The organism is Segniliparus sp. (assembly GCF_051660745.1).
Lineage (GTDB): Bacteria > Actinomycetota > Actinomycetes > Mycobacteriales > Mycobacteriaceae > Segniliparus.
This window is the reverse complement of sequence record NZ_JBOFQF010000028.1, coordinates 298103-315509: the sequence shown is the minus strand read 5'-3', so window position 1 is coordinate 315509 and position 17407 is coordinate 298103. Positions and strand designations below refer to the sequence as shown.

Here is a 17407-nt window from a genome sequence, read left to right as displayed (position 1 = left end):
GCCTTTCGGGGCGGCTGAGCTATTTATTGGCTCGTCAGGCGACGAGCGCTTGACGAGCGTAGGCGTGGGCACCGACAAAACCCTCCCCCTATGCCGTACACTTGTTCGGTGGCCAAGGCGGAACCGGTGAACAAGCTCCTCGACATCGCGGTGGGGCATCTCGGCGGGGCGAAACGCGAGCCCCAGGCCGTGATGGCGAGCGCCGTCGCGGAGGCGCTCAGCAACAAGAAAGTCCTCGCGGTCCAAGCCGGGCCCGGCACCGGGAAATCGCTCGCCTACCTCGTGCCCGCCATCGCGCACGCCGTGCGGAAGGGCGAGCCGGTCGTCGTCTCCACCGCCACGATCGCCCTGCAACGCCAGCTCGTGGACCGCGACCTGCCCGCGCTCGGCGCGGCGTTGGCCGAGTCTCTTGGCAGAGCGCCGACGTTCGCGCTGCTCAAAGGCCGAGGCAATTACCTCTGCCTCCACAAGCTCACCGCGCCGCTGATCGAGGAGCCCGAAGAGCCGCCCGTCCCGAGCGGCGGGCTCTTCGACACGGGACGGCCCTCGGGAACAGAGCACTCCTCGAAAAAAAGGGCCGCCCAATCCAATCTCGGGACCGAGGTCGCCCGGATCACCGAATGGTCCGACGCGACCACGACGGGCGACCGCGAGGAGCTGCGTCCCGGCGTGAGCGACCGGGCCTGGCGGCAGTTCTCGGTCACACAGGGCGAGTGCCTCGGCATGAGCCGCTGCCCGAGAGGGACCGACTGCTGGGCCGAGAAAGCGAAGGCCGTCTCGGCGAAAGTCGACGTGATCGTCACGAACCACGCGATGCTCGCCATCGATCTCGCGGGCCAGAACTCGCTCCTGCCCGAGCACACCGTCGTCGTCGTGGACGAGGCGCACGAGCTCGTGGACAACGTGACGTCGGTCGCGACAGGGTCCACCGGCCCGGGGCCGGTCGGGATCGCGACGCGCCGCTGCGGAAAGCTCCTCACCGACGAGCAGCGCGCCCGGCTTGAAACGGCGGGCGACGTGTTGGGCAGGCTCGTCGCCGAAGCCCCGGAGGGGTTTTGGCGACAGGCGCCGGACGGGGCGCAGGAGGCCGTGGCCGCGCTCCGCGACAGCACTGCGGCCGCGCTCACCAGCATCAGCGCCCTCCCGAAAGCGGAGAACGCGGTGGAGACGGCCTCCCGCCTCTCCGCGCTCACGAGCCTTGAGGACATCGTCGCGGTCTGCGACCGATCCCTGAAAGTCTTCGCGCAAGAAGACCTCTCCGCACGGCCCGAGGCGGTCTGGACCACGTCCCCGCCGAGCAAAGACTGGCGCGAGAAAGAACCGCCGAGCCTGCTCCATGTCGCCCCGGTGAGCGTCGGGGGGCTCTTGCGCGAACGCCTTTTCGGCGAGAAGACTGTGGTGCTCACCTCCGCGACGTTGACCCCTGGCGGGCAGTTCGACGACCTCGCGGGAGATTGGGGGCTCGCGGGCGAGACCGCGATCCCGTGGTCCTCGCTGGACGTCGGAAGCCCGTTCGCGCATAAAGAGTCCGGCATCTGCTACATCGCGAAGCACCTCGCCCCGCCTGGCCGAGACGGCGCGAGCCCGGAGCAGCAGGACGTGCTGCGCGAGCTCATCGAAGCCGCAGGGGGCCGCACCCTCGGCCTCTTCTCCTCGCTCCGAGCCGCCCAAGTCGCGGCCGAAGCGATGCGCGAGGCGCTCGACACCCCGGTGCTCTGCCAAGGCGAGGACGCCACCGGCGCGTTGATCGAAACCTTCGCGGGCGACCCCGCGACGTCGTTGTTCGGCACGCTCTCGCTCTGGCAGGGCGTGGACGTGCCAGGGCCGTCCCTCTCGCTCGTGGTGATCGACCGGATCCCCTTCCCCCGCCCCGACGACCCGATGACCATCGCGCGCACGCATGCGGCGCAGGCGAAGGGCCGCAACGGCTTCATCTCTGTGTCGGCGAGCCATGCCGCCGTGCTGCTCGCCCAGGGCTTCGGGCGGCTGTTGCGGTCGGTGTCGGACCGGGGCGTGGTCGCTGTGCTCGACTCCCGGCTGGCGACGGCGCGGTACGCCGGGTACCTCAAAGCCAGCCTTCCGCCGTTCTGGGAGACCACCGACCTCGCTGTGACCAAAGCCGCCCTGGGCAGGCTGCGTGAGCAAGCCGATAAGAAGAACCCCTGACCTGGGGGAATCTTTCGCCGTGCAGACAAGTTGATGAAACGGAACGAACTATCCGTTTATTGCCGCACGCCGACGAAACCGAAAGGACCCGTATGACCGACACCTTCGCCGAAGCCCCGCAGCACGAGACGACAGGACCGTCCGCGTTCTCCAGGGCTCTGACGATCTTCGAGGCGATCAGCGCGTTGAACTCGTCCACGATGTGGTTCACGTTCCGTGTCGAGGGCGATCTCGACCTGGACAAGCTGCGCGACGCCTGGGGCCTTGTGCGTCAAGCCCACCCCGTGCTCGCCGCGCAAATCCTGCCCGCAGCCGCCGAGATGCTGCCGGGGATGCCGGGGTTCGAGCTCGTGCTGCCCGCAGAGCAGGCCCCGGCGGCGCTGGTGGTCCACAGTCCCGGCACGGCGCTCGCCACCCACCCCATCCGGCAGGGCTCCGAGCTTGCGTTGGTGGACGTCGTCCCCGGCGACGGCCAGGCATTCGTCTCCCTCGCCGTGCACCATGCGATCGCCGACGGGCGGCTCGGCGCGTACTGGAATTCGCTGCTCTGGTCGTACTACACCGACCTGGTCGAAGGCGCAGCGCCGACAGCGCTGCCGCATCCTGTCCCGAAATCCCCCGAGGAGATCCTCGCCGAGCGCGGGATCGGACGAGAAGAGCTCGGCCCGACCCGCGCCGAGCGGGCCGCGCCGGTCGAGCTCCCGCAGCCGCCGGAAGCCGATATCGTCCGGGAGCGGGCGCAGCTCTCGGCGGAGGACACCGCACGGCTGCGCGCCTACGCGAAGAAAACCGGCCAAACCGTGCACGGACTGGTCGCGGGCGCTATCGCCGTCGCGATCCGCCAGGGCATGGACCTGCAGCCGGACCGCGAGGCTTCCGTCGGGTTGAACTCCCCGGTCGACCTGCGCGAACGTCTCGACCCGCCAGTCGAGATCTGGGGCGGCACGAACGTTCTCGGCTTCGCCGAAGCCGTCGTCGCCGCGCGCCCCGACTCCGACCCGGCCGCGCTCGGCGCCGAGGTGATCGCGCAAATGCAGGAAGACCTCGAGTCCGGAATCCTCCAGCAGAGCTTCTTGCACATCGCGGACTCCTTCATCAAAGAGCAGCCGAAGATCCCGCAGACCATCGCCACCAACCTCGGCGTGGTGCCCGAGATCCGCGCGCCGCGCGGAGCCAGGGTCGCCGAGCTGTTCGGCTGGGTGGAAATGGACTGGGCGCCGCTGATGGCGCTGCTCAAGGCGACCGGCCAGGAGGGCACGCCCCCGCCGTTGGGCTCGATGCACATCATCAGCACGTACCTGGGCAGGCTCGCCATCGACATCAGCGCCGCGAAGACCCCGCAGGACGCCCGCCTGCACGCCGAGCGGATCACAAACCTGCTGCTCGACATGGCCGCGCGCGACTTGCCGTAAGGCGAAAAAATCTTCGCAAACACCGCCTGCCGCGCCTAGACTTCAAGATCGAGGCTCAACGAGGAGTCTCGTTGGAGAGAGGAGGGCGTGTGAGCGCAGGAGTGAAAGCCGCCATGCCGGAAACAAGCCTTGGCGCGGAGTTCCGCCGCCCGTTGTCCCCGCTGGAGTCTTGGTTCGCGCTCTCCGCGATGACCATCTGGTACACGGTCGAGGTCGAGGGCCCCGTCGACGTCGAGGCGCTGCGCGAGGCCCTTCGGCTTTTGCGTCTCGAACATCCCGTCCTGACCGGACGTTTCGTCCCTGGCCGGTCGGGGCGGACGATGGGCTTGCCGGATCTCGACCTCGTGGTCCCCGGCGGCTCCGAAGTCGTCGTGCGCGAGGGCGGCCAGGGCCCGGTCCGCGCGGACCACAGCAAGGAGCTCGCGTTCCTCGACGTCGCGCGGAACGGGAGCCGCACGTCGGTCTCTTTCGTGGTGCACCATTCGATCGGGGACGGCAAGCTCGGAGCGCATTGGCACGCCCTGCTCTGGTCGCATTACACCGACCTCGTCGAGGGCCGTGCTCCGACGGTCGAGCCCCACCCCGTGCCGAGGCCCCCGGAAGACCTGCTCGTCGAACACGGCGTGGAGAAGGCGGCGGGCGCCCCGGAGCGGCTCCGCGCGGCGATCCCCACCGACCTTCCAGACCCCGAGGGCGCGACGTTCACGCGGGGCCGCATCAAACTCTCGCAGGAGCAGACCGCTCTGCTCCACGCCCGCGCGCAGGCACTGGGCTCCACGGTGCACGCCCTGGTGGCGGGGGCCTGCGCCGTCGTCGAGCGGCGCAGGATGCAGCTGCCCGACGATCTGGCCGTCGACCTCTACATCGATTCGCCCGTGGACATTCGGTCCTGGTTGGGGCCTGCCGCCGAGACATGGGACGTCACCAACGCGCTCGGCAGCTCGCCGGGGGTGGTCAGCGCCCTCCCCGACAGCGATCCCGTCGCCCTCGGCGCGCTGCTGCGCGCCCAGCTCCGCGAGGACCTGTCCTCCGGCGCGGTGTGCCAGGGGGTCTTGCGGTTCGCGGAAATCCTTGTCACCGACCAGCAGACGATTCCTCGGATCACCACGTCGAATATGGGCGTGATGGAGCCGGTCCGGACTCCCCCGAGCCTGCAGGTCCACGATTTCCGAGGGTGGGTGGAGTTCGACGGCGGAGCCATCGCGGAGTACTTGGCCACCGCGGCCGCAGGCAGGTACAACCGGTTCAGCTCGCTCTATCTCATCTACACCTACGACGGGCGGCTCAGCGTGGACCTCGGGCTGCCGTTCGCCGCTGAGACGGCCCGCGCCCATATCGCCGAGTTCGAAGGGCTGCTGTTGGAGATCGCGGCGCGCGAAGAGCATTGATCATAATTGCGCGCACAATGGGCTCGCACTGCGGAAAACCGCAGGCAGCCGGTCCGATAAGCGGTAATCGTGAGAACTGCGGCGGAGCGTCGCTATTTGCTTGCCGCCCTCCAAGAAACCGCCGTTAGGCTGCGGCTGGCAGCTCCACTCGGACTGTCGCCCCCTCAGAGAGGAGTCATCCATGGCTGAGCTCAACCAGCACAAAGCAGCGCGCGGTCTCGTCGGACTGCTCGGACTGGCCGCAGCAGGCGCGGCTTTCGGCTTCGGCGCGACGGCTGTCGCCGGAGCAGAACCGAGTTCCTCCGTTCCCGCAGTGTTCGCCCCTCCGCCGCCGCCCCCTGGTCCCGACGGCCCCGGCAGGCCCGGCGAAGAGCGCACCCGGCCCGATCAAAAACGGGACGAGCACGCCCGGCCCGGACAGGAGCGCGCTCAGCCCGGCGAAGAGCGGGACGAGCACGCCCGGCCCGGCCAAGAGGGCCAAGAGCGGGACGACCGCGACCGCCCTGGTGAAGACCAGGACGACCGCGAGGGCCCCGACGACGACCGCTGATCTTCGGCCAGCCCCGCCCCGCGCTACCGGAAGCCCCGTATCGGCGAGCTTCACGGCGAGCTTATCGGCGACATCCGGTAGCGTGGGGGCATGACCGCACGACTGGTGATCGACGACATCGCTCCAGCGGTCGGCGAGGAGCCGTACCCCGCGAAAGCCACGGTGGGCGAACTGTTCCCGATCAGCGCTGTCGTCTGGGGAGACGGGCACGACAAGCTCGGCGCGACGGTCGTCGCGATGACCCCCGGACTGCCGGACTCTGTCGTCGCGCAGATGAGCCCCGGAGTCAGGCCGGACACCTTCCACGCGCTTGTGCCGCTCGCCAGCCAGGGGCTCTGGCAGTTCCGTGTGGACGGCTGGCGAGACCCGTACACGACCTGGCGCGGCCATATCGAGGCTTTCCTCGCGACCGAGGCCGCCGACCTCGAGTCGGACGAGGGGTTCGCCAACGAGACCGAAGAGGGCGCTCGGATTCTTGAAAAAGCACTCGGCCTTGAAACCGCACTCGGCCTGGAGCAAGCCGCGCCCCTCGGCGGCCCGGACGAGCGGCGGGCCCTGACAACCGCCGTCGCGCGACTGCGCTCCGCCGGATCGCTCCGCGCCCGCGCAGAGTTCGCGATCAGCGACGAGGTCGCGTCCATCCTGCGCCGCCACCCGGTCCGGGAGCTCGTGACACGGGGCCGCGTCCACCGGATCTTCGTGGAGCGCGGCCGCGCCGCGCACGGCGCCTGGTACGAGTTCTTCCCCCGCTCCACCGGAGGCTGGGACGAGGACGGCTCCCCCGCGCACGGCACCTTCACCACCGCCGAGGCCCAGCTCGAACGGGCCGCCGCGATGGGCTTCGACGTGGTGTACCTGCCCCCGATCCACCCCATCGGGAGAACCGCGCGCAAAGGCCGCAACAACACCCTCGTCGCCGACGCGGACGACGTCGGCTCGCCATGGGCGATCGGCGCGTCCGAAGGCGGCCACGACGCCATCCACCCGCAGCTCGGCGACGAGAAAGACTTCAAACGGTTCGTCGCCCGCGCCGAGGACCTCGGCCTCGAGGTCGCGCTCGACCTCGCTTTGCAATGCAGCCCCGACCACCCGTGGGCCAAAGAGCATCCGGAGTGGTTCACGACCCGCCCGGACGGCACGATCGCCTGCGCGGAGAATCCGCCGAAGAAATACCAGGACATCTATCCGCTCAACTTCGACAACGACCCCGCCGGACTGCGCCAGGCCGTGCTCGAAGTCGTGCTCAAATGGGTCGGGCTCGGGGTGCGGATCTTCCGGGTCGACAACCCGCACACGAAGCCGCCGGACTTCTGGAGCTGGCTCATCGCGCGGATCTGGCAAGAGCACCCAGGGGTGGTGTTCCTCTCCGAGGCGTTCACCCGGCCTGCCCGGCTCTACGGCCTCGCGAAGCTCGGCTTCAGCCAGTCCTACACCTACTTCACGTGGCGCACCGCCAAAGAAGACCTCGTCGAGTTCATGACGGACCTCGTCGACCACGCGGACGTGTGCAGGCCGAACTTGTTCGTGAACACCCCGGACATCCTCACCGACCAGCTCGTCCGGGGCGGCGAGGCGACCTTCGCCTCCCGCGCCGCGCTCGCCGCGACGCTCAGCCCGGCCTGGGGCGTGTACAGCGGGTACGAGCTGTACGAGCACCTGCCGGTGCGTCCGGGCAGCGAGGAGTACTTGGACTCGGAGAAGTACGAGCTGCGCCCCAGGGATTTCGCGGGGGCGCTGCGCTCCGGGCGTTCGCTCGAGCCTTGGATCACGAAGCTCAACGCGATCCGCAAGGCGCACCCTGCGCTCGGGCAGCTGCGCACCTTGCGTTTCCACTATCCCGACGACGACGAGATCATCGCCTACTCGAAGCACGACCCGGCCACTGGCGACGCGGTGCTCGTCGTGGTGACCCTCGACCCGCACGCCCCTCGCGAGACGACGCTCTGGCTCGACCTCGAAGCGATCGGACAGGAGCCCGGCGCCCGGTTCCCCGTCCGGGACGAGGTCACCGGCCAGGAATGGGAATGGGGCCACGGCAACTACGTGCGCCTCGACCCGGCCTTCACCGCAGCGCACATCGTCGCCCTGCCGACGATCCCCGCGCCCGCCCGAGAGGCGCTGGCGTACCGACGGTGAGCACGAGGATCAAGCACCTACAGGAACGAGCCGACCAATGAGCACGCATTTCACCCACGTGGAGCCCGCCAAGCAGAAGCCGGTCTCCGGGCCTGCCCGGATCCCCGACCACGACTTCGCCCGCCTCCTCGAAGGCTCCCACTACAACCCGCACGGCGTCTACGGCGCGCACCCGACCGGCTCCGGCTGGACCATCCGTGCCGTTCGCCCCCTCGCGCACAGCGTGTCGGCGGTCTTCGCGGACGGGTCCGAGGCCTCTCTCGACCATCTCGGGCACGGGGTCTTCGGCGCGTACATCCCGCTCTTCGACCTGCCGTACTACCGGCTGCGCGTCCAATACGACGACGGCAACGAGGTCCTCGGCGACGACGGCTACCGTTTCGAGCCCACGCTCGGCGAGCTGGATTTGCATCTGATCGGAGAGGGCCGCCACGAACGGCTCTGGGAGGCGCTCGGCGCCCATCCCGTCGTCTTCGGGCAGGTCGCGGGCACGGCGTTCCGGGTCTGGGCCCCGAACGCGAAGGGCGTCGCGGTCGTCGGCGACTTCAACGGCTGGAACCCGCACGCCGCGCCCATGCGGTCCCTCGGCTCGAGCGGGGTGTGGGAAGTCTTCCTCCCCGATGTGGGGATCGGGGCGAAGTACAAGTACCGCGTCCTCGGCGCGGACGGCGCGGCCCGGCTGAAGGCGGACCCCCTCGCCTTCCAGACCGAGCTCCCGCCGCAAACCGCGTCCGTGGTGGCCAAGAGCGTGTTCGCGTGGACCGACCAGGAGTGGACCGCCCGCCGCGCGGGCCGCAGACCGGCCGAAGAGCCGATGGCCGTGTACGAGGTGCACCTCGGGTCCTTCGCCCAATCCGACGACGGCGGGCGCCTGTGCTACCGCGAGCTCGCCGAGCGGGTCGCGGACCACGCTTCGGGCCTCGGCTTCACCCATGTGGAGCTCCTGCCGGTCGCGGAGCATCCGTTCGGCGGCTCGTGGGGCTACCAGGTGACCTCGTATTTCGCCCCCACCTCGCGATTCGGCGCCCCCGATGATTTCCGCGCCTTCGTCGACCACCTGCACAGCCGGGGCCTCGGCGTGATCGTGGACTGGGTGCCCGCGCATTTCCCGAAGGACGACTGGGCCCTCGCCCGGTTCGACGGAGCCCCGCTCTACGAGCACCCGGACCCGCGCCGGGGCGAGCAGCCGGACTGGGGCACCTACGTCTTCGACTTCGGCCGCCACGAGGTGCGCAACTTCCTCGTCGCCAACGCGCTCTACTGGTTCGAGGAGTTCCATATCGACGGGCTCCGCGTGGACGCGGTGGCCTCGATGCTCTACCTCGACTACTCCCGCCCCGACGGCGAGTGGGAGCCGAACCCGTACGGCGGGCGGGAGAACCTCGACGCGGTGCAGTTCCTCCAGGAGCTCAACGCGACGGTGCACAAGCACCACCCCGGCGTGGTCACCATCGCGGAGGAGTCCACCGCCTGGCCCGGCGTGACCCGGCTGACCTCGCTCGGCGGCCTCGGCTTCAACATGAAGTGGAACATGGGCTGGATGCACGACTCGCTGCGCTATTTCGGCCACGACCCGATCCACCGGATGTACCACCACAACGAGATCACCTTCTCGCTCATGTACGCGTGGAGCGAGAACTACGTCCTGCCGATCAGCCACGACGAAGTGGTGCACGGCAAGGGCACGCTGTGGTCGCGGATGCCGGGGCCGAGCCACGACAAAGCCGCGGGCGTCCGGTCCTACCTCGCGTACATGTGGGCGCATCCCGGCAAGAAGCTGCTCTTCATGGGCCAGGAGTTCGGGCAACGCGCCGAGTGGTCGGCCGACAAGGGGCTGGACTGGTGGCAGCTCGACGGCTGGGAGGGCGAGCTGCACCGAGGGATCCTGGCGCTGGTCCGTGACATCGGCCCGGTCTACCGCGAGCATCCGGCGCTGTGGAGCCTCGACGCCTCGCCTGCGGGCTTCGAGTGGATCGACGCGAACGACGCGCAGAACAACGTGCTCTCCTTCCTGCGGATCTCCTCGGACGGCGACAAGCTCGCGTGCGTGGTGAACTTGTCCGGCTCCGATCTGTCGAGCTACCGGGTTGGGCTGCCCGACGCGGGCGAATGGGTCGAAGTGCTCAACACCGACGCCGAGCTGTACGCGGGCTCGGGCAACGGCAATCTTGGATCGGTGACGGCCGACGCGCAGCCATGGCACGGCAGGCCTGCCTCTGCGCAGATCTCCATCGCGAAGCTCTCCGCGATCTGGCTCGTGCCCAAACGATAGGCTTCCACGGACAAGGCCGCCATCGCAGAAAACGCCCGGCCATCTGGCTCGTCCCCGAACGACAAGCTCTATGATCTCCCCTATGCGTCACCGTGGGAGTTCTCTCTTCCTCCTCGTCGCCCTCTGCCTCGTGGCGACGGGCTGCGTCCAGACTGTCTCCGGCAATTCCTCCCGGATGCCGCCGAGCTACCGGGACGTCGTGCCGGGGCTGCCCTCTGCCGGGGGGCCGAACGGCCTCAAGGCGGGCGTGCCCGTGCCGCCGCGCTCGGTCAAGGGCACGCAGGGCGAGGACGGCGCGGGGAAGCAGACCGACCAGCTCGCCATCGCGGCGCTCGACGACATCGAGGCGTTCTGGCGCGTGAAACTGCCGAAATACTTCAAACAAGCAGCCCCGTTCCAACCTGTGGACACGCTCTACTCGTACGACGCCCGCGAGGACGGGGCCGAGGCGTGCGGCAGCAATGTCTACCACAAGCCGAACGCGATGTACTGCTTCCGAGAAGACGCCATCGCCTGGGACCGGGGCGTCCTCATGCCGCTCCTCGACAACGAGTTCCCCCCGATCGCGATCGTGGCGGTCTTCGCCCACGAGTACGGGCACCGGATCCAGCACCTGGCCAATCTCGTCCAGGACACCGACCCGACCATCGTCTTCGAGCAGCAGGCCGACTGCTTCGCGGGCTTCTTCATCCGCCATGTCGTCGAAGGGCATGCGAAACATTTCCAGCTGAACTCGGCGAACGGGCTCAACACCATCCTCGCCGCGATGCTCGCCCTGCGCGACGACCCCCAGTCGACCTCCGAAAGCGACTACAAGGAGAAGGAGCACGGGAGCGGCTTCGACCGGATCAGCGCCTTCCGCATGGGGTTCGCCGACGGCGCGGACGCCTGCGCGAAGATCAACAGGCAAGAGATCGACAAACGCCGCAACGGGCTGCCCATCGTCGCCGAGCCGCAGATCGGCCAGGACAACATCCCCATCGACCGCGAGCACCTCAGGCAATACATCATCCCGTCCATCACGCAGTTCTACCAAGGCGCGCTGACCAGCATGCCGAATGTCACCTACGACGGGATCGACAAGAACTGCCCGAACCAAAAAATCGACGCCGACCCGCAGAAGGCGCCGCCTGCGCTGTACTGCGAGGCGAACAACACCGTGAGCCTCGACATCGCGGCGCTCGCCAAGATCGGCACGCCGACGCAATCCGAAGGCGTGCCGCTCCAGATCACCGGGGACACCGCGGCCTTCTCCGTCATCGCCTCCCGCTTCGGCCTCGCCTACCTCAAGCAGCTCGGACAGCCCCGCGCCGGGCTCGGCGCGGGACTGGTCGGAGCCTGCCTCGCAGGCGCGTGGCTGCGCAGCATCGTCGGCGAATACGGGATCGACGCCGCGCACAAGCCGATCATTCTCACCCCTGGGGATCTCGACAAGCCGTCGAGCGAGCTCGTGCAGCACGGCTACATCGCGCAAGACATCAACGGCCAGGCCGCGCCGAGCGCGCTCACTCGTTTCAACGCGTTCCGAGTGGGCGTCGTCGGGCCGCGAGACGTGTGCGTCAAGCAGTACCCGCCGCTCTCCTGACAGAGCGGCGCCTGCGCGGCTAGTACAGCGCGCTGGCCAGTTTCCGCCGCGCGGCGATGACGGTCTGGTCCGCAGGCTCGAACAGCTCGAAGAGGTCCAGAAGCCGTTTGCGCGCGGCCGTCCTGCCGGGCTCCGGGCTGGCTTTCACCGCGCCGATCAACCGGTCGAAGGCCTGATCGGCGCGGCCCGCCGCCACTTCGAGGTCCGCGGCCGCGAGTTGCGCGTCGATATCGCCGGGGTTTTCCTGCGCCACGCGCAGCACCTCTGGGGAGATCGCGCTCACGCGCTCGAGGAAAGCCACCTCGCGCAGCCCTGCCTCGGCGGTCGCTTTGCGCGTCGCAGCCTTCTGCGAGCCCTCTGTCTCGTCTGCCCCGCGCGCCTTGATGTCCTCGAACAGCGCTTTCGCCGTGGCGAAATCATTGCTCGCGAGCGCCTCGGAAGCGGCGACCAGCCTCGGGTCCACCGACTCCTCCGCAGGAGCCTCCTGCCCGAGCACCGGCGCGGCCTGCTCCAGCACGTCCGCGAGCCACTGCTTCACGGCGGACTCGGGCTGCGCGCCTTGGAACGCGCTCACCGGCCTGCCCGCCGCGATAGCCACCACGGTGGGGACCGACCGCGCCCCGAAGATCTGCGCGATCCGCTGGTTCTCGTCCACGTCCACCTTGGCGAGGACCCAGCGTCCGCCGGACTGCGCGGCCAAGCCCTCAAGGACCGGCGAGAGCTGCTTGCACGGCTGGCACCAGGTCGCCCACAAGTCGACGACGACGACCTGGCGCGTCGAGCGCTCCAAGACTTGGATCTCGAAATCCTCCTCGGAGACGTCGAAGACGTGCTCGGAGTCGACCGGAGGGGCGGCCTGCGACGGAGCCTGAGGCGGGGCCGGGCGGTCGGCTTGGGCTTTCAGCGCGGACAAGTCCACTGCCCCGTGCATCGAAGCCGCGCGCGACGGTTGCGGTCTGGTCATAATGACAGTCTTCCACAATGCTCGAGCCAGTTGCGCAGCAGCTGATTGCCGACCGCGCCGGACTTCTCCGGGTGGAACTGGGTCGCCCACAGCGCCCCGGCCTCCACCGCCGCGACGAACTTGTCGTCGTGCTCGCCCCAGGTCACTCGCGGAGCCGCGAAGGGGCCCCCGCCGACGAGCGAGAACTCCCGCGCCGCGTAGGAGTGCGCGAAGTACACCCGGGAGCCCTTGGCGACATCGGCGAAGAGCTCGCTGTCCTCGGGGAAGTCCACAGTGTTCCAGCCCATATGCGGCAGCACCGGCGCGGCGAGGCGCTCGACCCTGCCAGACCACTGCGCAAGCCCCGGCTCGGGGATGTCGTGGTGGTGCTCTTCGCTCCCCTCGAACAGCACCTGCATCCCGACGCAGATCCCCAAGACCGGCCTTCCGCCAGCGAGGCGCTGGTCGACGAGCTTGTCCCCGCCCGCGTCCCGCAATCCTTTCGCGCACGCGTCGAACGCGCCGACTCCGGGCACGAGCAGCCCGTCGGCGGCGAGCGCCGCCTTGGGGTCCGCAGTGACCTGCACCTGCGCGCCTGCCTTCGCGACGGCCTTCGCGACCGAGTGCACGTTCCCGTAGCCGTAGTCGAACACGACGACAGAAGTCATAGGACGCCCTTGGTGCTGGGGACCTTGCCGTGCGCCTTCGGGTCGATGGCCACCGCCTGGCGCAGCGCCCGCGCGACCGCCTTGTACTCCGCCTCGGTGATGTGGTGCGGGTCCCTGCCGTGGATCACTCGGACGTGCAGCGCGATCTGCGCGTGAAAGCTCAGCGATTCGAAGACATGCCGGTTGATCACGGTGTGGTACGGGACCGAGGAGCCGGAGATCGTGAACGCCTCAAGCGTCTCGGGCTCCCCGACGTGCACGAAGTACGGCCGCCCCGAGACGTCCACCGCGGCGTGCGCGAGCGACTCGTCCATCGGCACCCACGCGTCGCCGAAGCGGGTGATCCCGGCTTTGTCGCCGAGCGCCTGGCGGATCGCCTGGCCGAGGCAGATCGCCACGTCCTCCACCGTGTGGTGCGCCTCGATCTCGACATCCCCTTCGGCGTGGACGGTCAGGTCGAAGCCGCCGTGCGCGCCGAACGCGGTGAGCATGTGGTCGTAGAAGGGCACGCCGGTGGCGACGTCCACCGCCCCGGAGCCGTCGAGGTCGATCTCGACGAGCACTTTGGTCTCTTTGGTCGCCCGTTCGATCCGGGCTCGGCGATCGGTCACCGGGTCTCCTTCCTCTCCAAGTCCGCGCTGATCTCAAGGAACAGGTCGTTCTCAGCCTTCAATCCCACACTCATTCTGAGCAGGTGCGGCAAGCCCATGTCGCGGACGAGCACGCCCCGGTCCAAATACGCCTGCCACGCCTTTCCCGCATCCGGGAAGAACCCGTAGAGCAGGAAGTTCGCGTCCGTCGGATAGACGTGGTAGCCCATTGTCCGCAACGCGCCGACCACTCGGTCGCGCTCGGCGGCCACATCTGCGACCGACCCCAGTGTGAGGTCGGCGTGCCGGAGCGCGGCGCGCGCGGCGGCCTGGGTGAGCACCGAGAGGTGGTACGGCAGGCGCACCAGCAGCATCGCGTCGACCATCGCGGGCGAAGCCGCGAAATAGCCGAGCCTGGCCCCGGCGAACGCGAACGCCTTGCTCATCGTGCGGGTCACCACGAGCTTGGTCGGGAACTGGTCGATCAACCGGATCGCGCTGGGCTCGTCGGTGAACTCGCCGTACGCCTCGTCCACGATCACAATGCCCGGGGCGGCTTCGACGATGGCGCGGATCTGGTCGGTCGGGACGACGGCTCCGGTCGGGTTGTTCGGGGTGGTCACGAACACCACGTCCGGACGGCGCTCCGCGATGGCCGCGAGGCCCGCGCCGAGGTCGATGGAGAAGTCGCCCCGCCGAGGGCATTCGACCCATTCCGTGTGCGTGCCGCGCGCGATGATGGGGTGCATCGAGTACGAGGGGGTGAAGCCGAGCGCGACGCGCCCCGGCCCGCCGAACGCCTGCAAGAGGTGCTGGAGGATCTCGTTCGAGCCGTTCGCGGCCCACACGTTCGCGGCGGCGAGCGGCACTCCGGTGCGTTTCGCGAGGTAGCTGGCGAGATCCTCGCGCAGGGCTTCCGCGTCCCGGTCCGGGTAGCGGTTCATCTCGACCGCCGCGTGCGCGACAGACTTCTCCAAATCGTCGATCAGCTCGGTCGCGGGCTGGTGCGGGTTCTCATTCGTGTTGAGCCGCGCGAAGACTTCCAGCTGCGGAGCGCCGTAGGGCTCTTTGCCCCGCAGCTCCTCCCGCAGCGGCAGGTCGGACAAGCGGGTTGGGGGTACCTCCCGCTCGCGGGGGACGCTCATGCGAACCTCGCCTTGACCGCCTGGCCGTGCGCGGGCAGCTGCTCGGCCGCGGCGAGCGCCTGGACGTGGCCCGCGACCTCTCGGAGCGCCGCCTCGGTGTACTCGACCACCTGCATGCCTCGCAAGAACACCCCCACTTCCAAGCCGGAGCTGTGCCGCGCTGTCGCGGCGGTGGGCAGGACGTGGTTGGACCCGGCGCAGTAATCGCCGAGGCTGACCGGGGCCCACGGGCCGACGAACACCGCCCCTGCGGCGTTCACCCGCCCGGCCACCGCCGCGGCGTCGGCGGTGATCACTTCCAGGTGCTCCGGGGCGTGCGCGTTCACGACCGCGATCCCCTGCTCAAGGTCGTCGACGAGGACCACGGCGGACTGGGGGCCCGCGAGGGCCGCGCGAAGCTGCGTCTGGCGCTCGGCGGCGGGGAGCTGCCGCGCGAGCTCTGCCTCGACGGCCTCAGCGAACCGCTCCGAAGGAGTGACCAGGACGCTCGCCGCGTTCTCGTCGTGCTCGGCTTGGCTGATGAGGTCGGCCGCGACATGCGCGGGGTCGGCCGTGTCGTCCGCGAGGACGAGGATCTCCGTCGGCCCGGCCTCGGCGTCGATGCCGACGCGCGAGCGGACGAGCCGTTTGGCCGCCGCGACGAAGATGTTCCCCGGCCCGGTGATCACGTCCACCGGGTCCAGCTCCGCCCCGTCCGTGTCCGTGCCCCCGTGCGCCAAGAGCGCGACCGCCTGCGCGCCGCCGACCGCCCACACCTCGTCCACGTCGAGCAGCGCCGCAGCGGCGAGCACCAGCGGATCCGGCAGCCCGCTGTTGCCGCGCTGCGGCGGCGAGGCGACAACGATCGACCGCACGCCTGCGACCTGCGCGGGCACCACGTTCATGACGACGCTCGACGGGTACACCGCCTTGCCGCCGGGGACATAGAGGCCGACCCGCTCCACGGGCACCCAGCGCTGCCGGACTGTGGCTCCGTCGGCGAGGACCGTGGTCGTCTCCGGACGCAGCTGCGCCTCATGCCCTCGTCGCGCGCGGGCGATGGCTTCGAGCAAAGCTTCCCGAACCGCCGGGTCGAGCTCCGCCTCCGCCTCTTTCAACGCCGCAGCGGGCACCCGGACCTGTGCCGGGCGGACGCCGTCGAAGCGTTCGCCGAAAGCGAGGGCAGCCTGCGCCCCGCCTTCGGCGACCGTCCGCACGATCTCCGCGACCGTGTCCGCCACCGAGTCCACCGCGACCTCGCCCCGGGGCACGATGTCGCGCAGTTCTCGGGCCGAATGCGCGCTGCCGCGCAAATCGATCCGGCGCAACAAAGGTGGAGAGTCAGGCATGCCTGAGATTCTAGCTGGCCACGAAGCGGCCAGCTCCCGCATTACGCCTTGAAGGTGTTGCCGTCGATGACGAACCGGTAGCGGACGTCGCTCTTGACGACTCGATCGTACGCCTCGTTGATCTGCCCGGACTCGATCCGCTCCACCTCGGAGCCGATACCCTTCTCGCCACAGAAGTCGAGCATCTCCTGCGTCTCGGCGATCCCGCCGATGAGCGAGCCCGCCCAGCGGCGGCGGCCCATGATCAGCGGCGAGGGGCCGATGTTCAGCGGGTGCTCCGGCAAGCCCAACTGCACGAGGGTGCCGTCGATGTCCAAAAGCTCCAGCAGGCCCGCGATGTCCACCCCGTCCGACACCGTGTTGAGGATGAGGTCGAACGAGCGGGCGAGCTGCTTGAACGTCGCCTTGTCGCTGGTCGCGTAGTAGTGGTCCGCGCCCAGCTTGAGCCCGTCCTCCTGCTTGCGCAGCGACTGGCTGAGCACGGTCACCTCGGCGCCCATCGCGTCGGCCAGCTTCACCGCCATATGCCCGAGCCCGCCGAGGCCGACGACCCCGACGCGCGTGCCGGGGCCCGCGTTCCAGTGCCGCAGCGGCGAGTACGTGGTGATCCCCGCGCACAAGAGCGGCGCGACCTGGTCGAGCGGCAGGTTGTCCGGGACCTTGAGCGCGAAGCCCTCGTCCACCACGATCAGGTCGCTGTAGCCGCCGTAGGTCGGCAGGCCGTCCTTGCCCACCGCGTTGTACGTGCCGATCATGCCCGAGCCGGAGCAGTACTGCTCGTCGCCCGCCTTGCAGTTCGGACACTCGCCGCAGGAGCCGACCATACAGCCGACGCCCGCGTGGTCGCCGACCTTGAACTTCTCGACCTCCGAGCCGACCTGGGTCACCACGCCCGCGATCTCGTGGCCAGGCACCACCGGGAAGCTCGCAGGCCCCCACTGGTTGCGGACGGTGTGGATGTCGCTGTGGCAGATCCCCGCCCACGCGATGTCGATGACGATATCCTTGGGGCCGGGCTCCCGGCGCTCCACCACCGTCGGGCGCAGCGGCTCGGTCGGCGAGAAAGCGGCGTACGCGGGTACGGACAAAGTCACAATGATCTCCTCCAAATGTGCAGACGGACCGCGCATACGTTGATGCGCATACGACCACCCTAAAACCTGGAGCGTGCTCTAGGGCAAGTCCAGACCGGGCCGCTCGCCGGGCCCCCTCTTCCGAGGGGCC

13 protein-coding genes are annotated in these 17407 nt (G+C 69.3%); 7 read left to right on the top strand and 6 right to left on the bottom strand.

Translation table 11 applies throughout. The features are described from left to right. Positions 1-90: 90 nt before the first annotated feature. The 7 genes from ACRC20_RS08970 to ACRC20_RS08940 all read left to right on the top strand — a co-directional run bounded on the left by ACRC20_RS08970 (position 91) and on the right by ACRC20_RS08940 (position 11509). Positions 91-2166: an ATP-dependent DNA helicase gene (locus tag ACRC20_RS08970; RefSeq protein WP_438686016.1), complete on the top strand. Its 2076-nt coding sequence runs from the start codon at positions 91-93 to the stop codon at positions 2164-2166. Between the two features lie 92 nt (positions 2167-2258). After that, positions 2259-3578, top strand: coding sequence for a phthiocerol/phthiodiolone dimycocerosyl transferase family protein (locus ACRC20_RS08965; protein WP_438686015.1), 1320 nt, complete (start codon positions 2259-2261; stop codon positions 3576-3578). Positions 3579-3667: 89 nt separating this feature from the next. Beyond that, positions 3668-4966, top strand: coding sequence for a phthiocerol/phthiodiolone dimycocerosyl transferase family protein (locus ACRC20_RS08960; RefSeq protein ID WP_438686014.1), 1299 nt, complete (start codon positions 3668-3670; stop codon positions 4964-4966). Positions 4967-5147: 181 nt separating this feature from the next. Continuing rightward, positions 5148-5516 carry a hypothetical protein gene (locus tag ACRC20_RS08955; RefSeq protein WP_438686013.1) on the top strand — a complete coding sequence of 123 codons (369 nt, stop codon included), beginning with the start codon at positions 5148-5150 and terminating at the stop codon, positions 5514-5516. Positions 5517-5606: 90 nt separating this feature from the next. Continuing rightward, positions 5607-7652 (top strand): alpha-1,4-glucan--maltose-1-phosphate maltosyltransferase, encoded by a 2046-nt coding sequence (locus tag ACRC20_RS08950; protein ID WP_438686012.1) that lies wholly within the window; start codon positions 5607-5609, stop codon positions 7650-7652. Positions 7653-7689: 37 nt separating this feature from the next. Further along, positions 7690-9924, top strand: coding sequence for a 1,4-alpha-glucan branching protein GlgB (gene glgB, locus ACRC20_RS08945; protein WP_438686011.1), 2235 nt, complete (start codon positions 7690-7692; stop codon positions 9922-9924). An 82-nt stretch (positions 9925-10006) separates the two neighbouring features. Next, positions 10007-11509: a peptidase gene (locus ACRC20_RS08940; RefSeq protein WP_438686010.1), complete on the top strand. Its 1503-nt coding sequence runs from the start codon at positions 10007-10009 to the stop codon at positions 11507-11509. A gap of 19 nt (positions 11510-11528) precedes the next feature. Here ACRC20_RS08940 and ACRC20_RS08935 read toward each other — a convergent pair whose 3' ends face one another. The 6 genes from ACRC20_RS08935 to ACRC20_RS08910 are packed head-to-tail and all read right to left on the bottom strand — an operon-like array spanning position 11529 to position 17313. Then, positions 11529-12440 carry a tetratricopeptide repeat protein gene (locus ACRC20_RS08935; protein WP_438686201.1) on the bottom strand — a complete coding sequence of 304 codons (912 nt, stop codon included), beginning with the start codon at positions 12438-12440 and terminating at the stop codon, positions 11529-11531. A gap of 29 nt (positions 12441-12469) precedes the next feature. Next, entirely contained in the window at positions 12470-13120 is a 651-nt protein-coding gene (gene hisH, locus ACRC20_RS08930; RefSeq protein WP_438686009.1) for an imidazole glycerol phosphate synthase subunit HisH, read from the bottom strand. Beyond that, positions 13117-13731 (bottom strand): imidazoleglycerol-phosphate dehydratase HisB, encoded by a 615-nt coding sequence (gene hisB, locus ACRC20_RS08925; RefSeq protein ID WP_438686008.1) that lies wholly within the window; start codon positions 13729-13731, stop codon positions 13117-13119. The genes hisH and hisB overlap by 4 nt, the downstream gene beginning before the upstream one ends. Then, positions 13728-14855 (bottom strand): histidinol-phosphate transaminase, encoded by a 1128-nt coding sequence (locus ACRC20_RS08920; protein ID WP_438686007.1) that lies wholly within the window; start codon positions 14853-14855, stop codon positions 13728-13730. Before ACRC20_RS08920 ends, hisB begins: the two co-directional genes overlap by 4 nt. Further along, positions 14852-16183: a histidinol dehydrogenase gene (hisD, locus tag ACRC20_RS08915; protein ID WP_438686006.1), complete on the bottom strand. Its 1332-nt coding sequence runs from the start codon at positions 16181-16183 to the stop codon at positions 14852-14854. The genes ACRC20_RS08920 and hisD overlap by 4 nt, the downstream gene beginning before the upstream one ends. 41 nt (positions 16184-16224) lie before the next feature. After that, a complete protein-coding gene (locus ACRC20_RS08910; protein ID WP_438686005.1) occupies positions 16225-17313 on the bottom strand; it encodes an NAD(P)-dependent alcohol dehydrogenase in 1089 nt (362 codons plus the stop codon). Between the last annotated feature and the right edge of the window lie 94 nt (positions 17314-17407).

Coding starts and splice junctions, on each gene's coding strand:
- ACRC20_RS08920 (WP_438686007.1), bottom strand. CDS start 14,855: ATGAGCGTCCCCCGCGAGCGGGAGGTACCCCCAACCCGCTTGTCCGAC.
- ACRC20_RS08940 (WP_438686010.1), top strand. CDS start 10,007: ATGCGTCACCGTGGGAGTTCTCTCTTCCTCCTCGTCGCCCTCTGCCTC.
- ACRC20_RS08965 (WP_438686015.1), top strand. CDS start 2,259: ATGACCGACACCTTCGCCGAAGCCCCGCAGCACGAGACGACAGGACCG.
- hisD (WP_438686006.1), bottom strand. CDS start 16,183: ATGCCTGACTCTCCACCTTTGTTGCGCCGGATCGATTTGCGCGGCAGC.
- ACRC20_RS08955 (WP_438686013.1), top strand. CDS start 5,148: ATGGCTGAGCTCAACCAGCACAAAGCAGCGCGCGGTCTCGTCGGACTG.
- hisH (WP_438686009.1), bottom strand. CDS start 13,120: ATGACTTCTGTCGTCGTGTTCGACTACGGCTACGGGAACGTGCACTCG.
- glgB (WP_438686011.1), top strand. CDS start 7,690: ATGAGCACGCATTTCACCCACGTGGAGCCCGCCAAGCAGAAGCCGGTC.
- ACRC20_RS08935 (WP_438686201.1), bottom strand. CDS start 12,440: ATGCACGGGGCAGTGGACTTGTCCGCGCTGAAAGCCCAAGCCGACCGC.
- ACRC20_RS08970 (WP_438686016.1), top strand. CDS start 91: ATGCCGTACACTTGTTCGGTGGCCAAGGCGGAACCGGTGAACAAGCTC.
- ACRC20_RS08910 (WP_438686005.1), bottom strand. CDS start 17,313: ATGCGCGGTCCGTCTGCACATTTGGAGGAGATCATTGTGACTTTGTCC.
- ACRC20_RS08950 (WP_438686012.1), top strand. CDS start 5,607: ATGACCGCACGACTGGTGATCGACGACATCGCTCCAGCGGTCGGCGAG.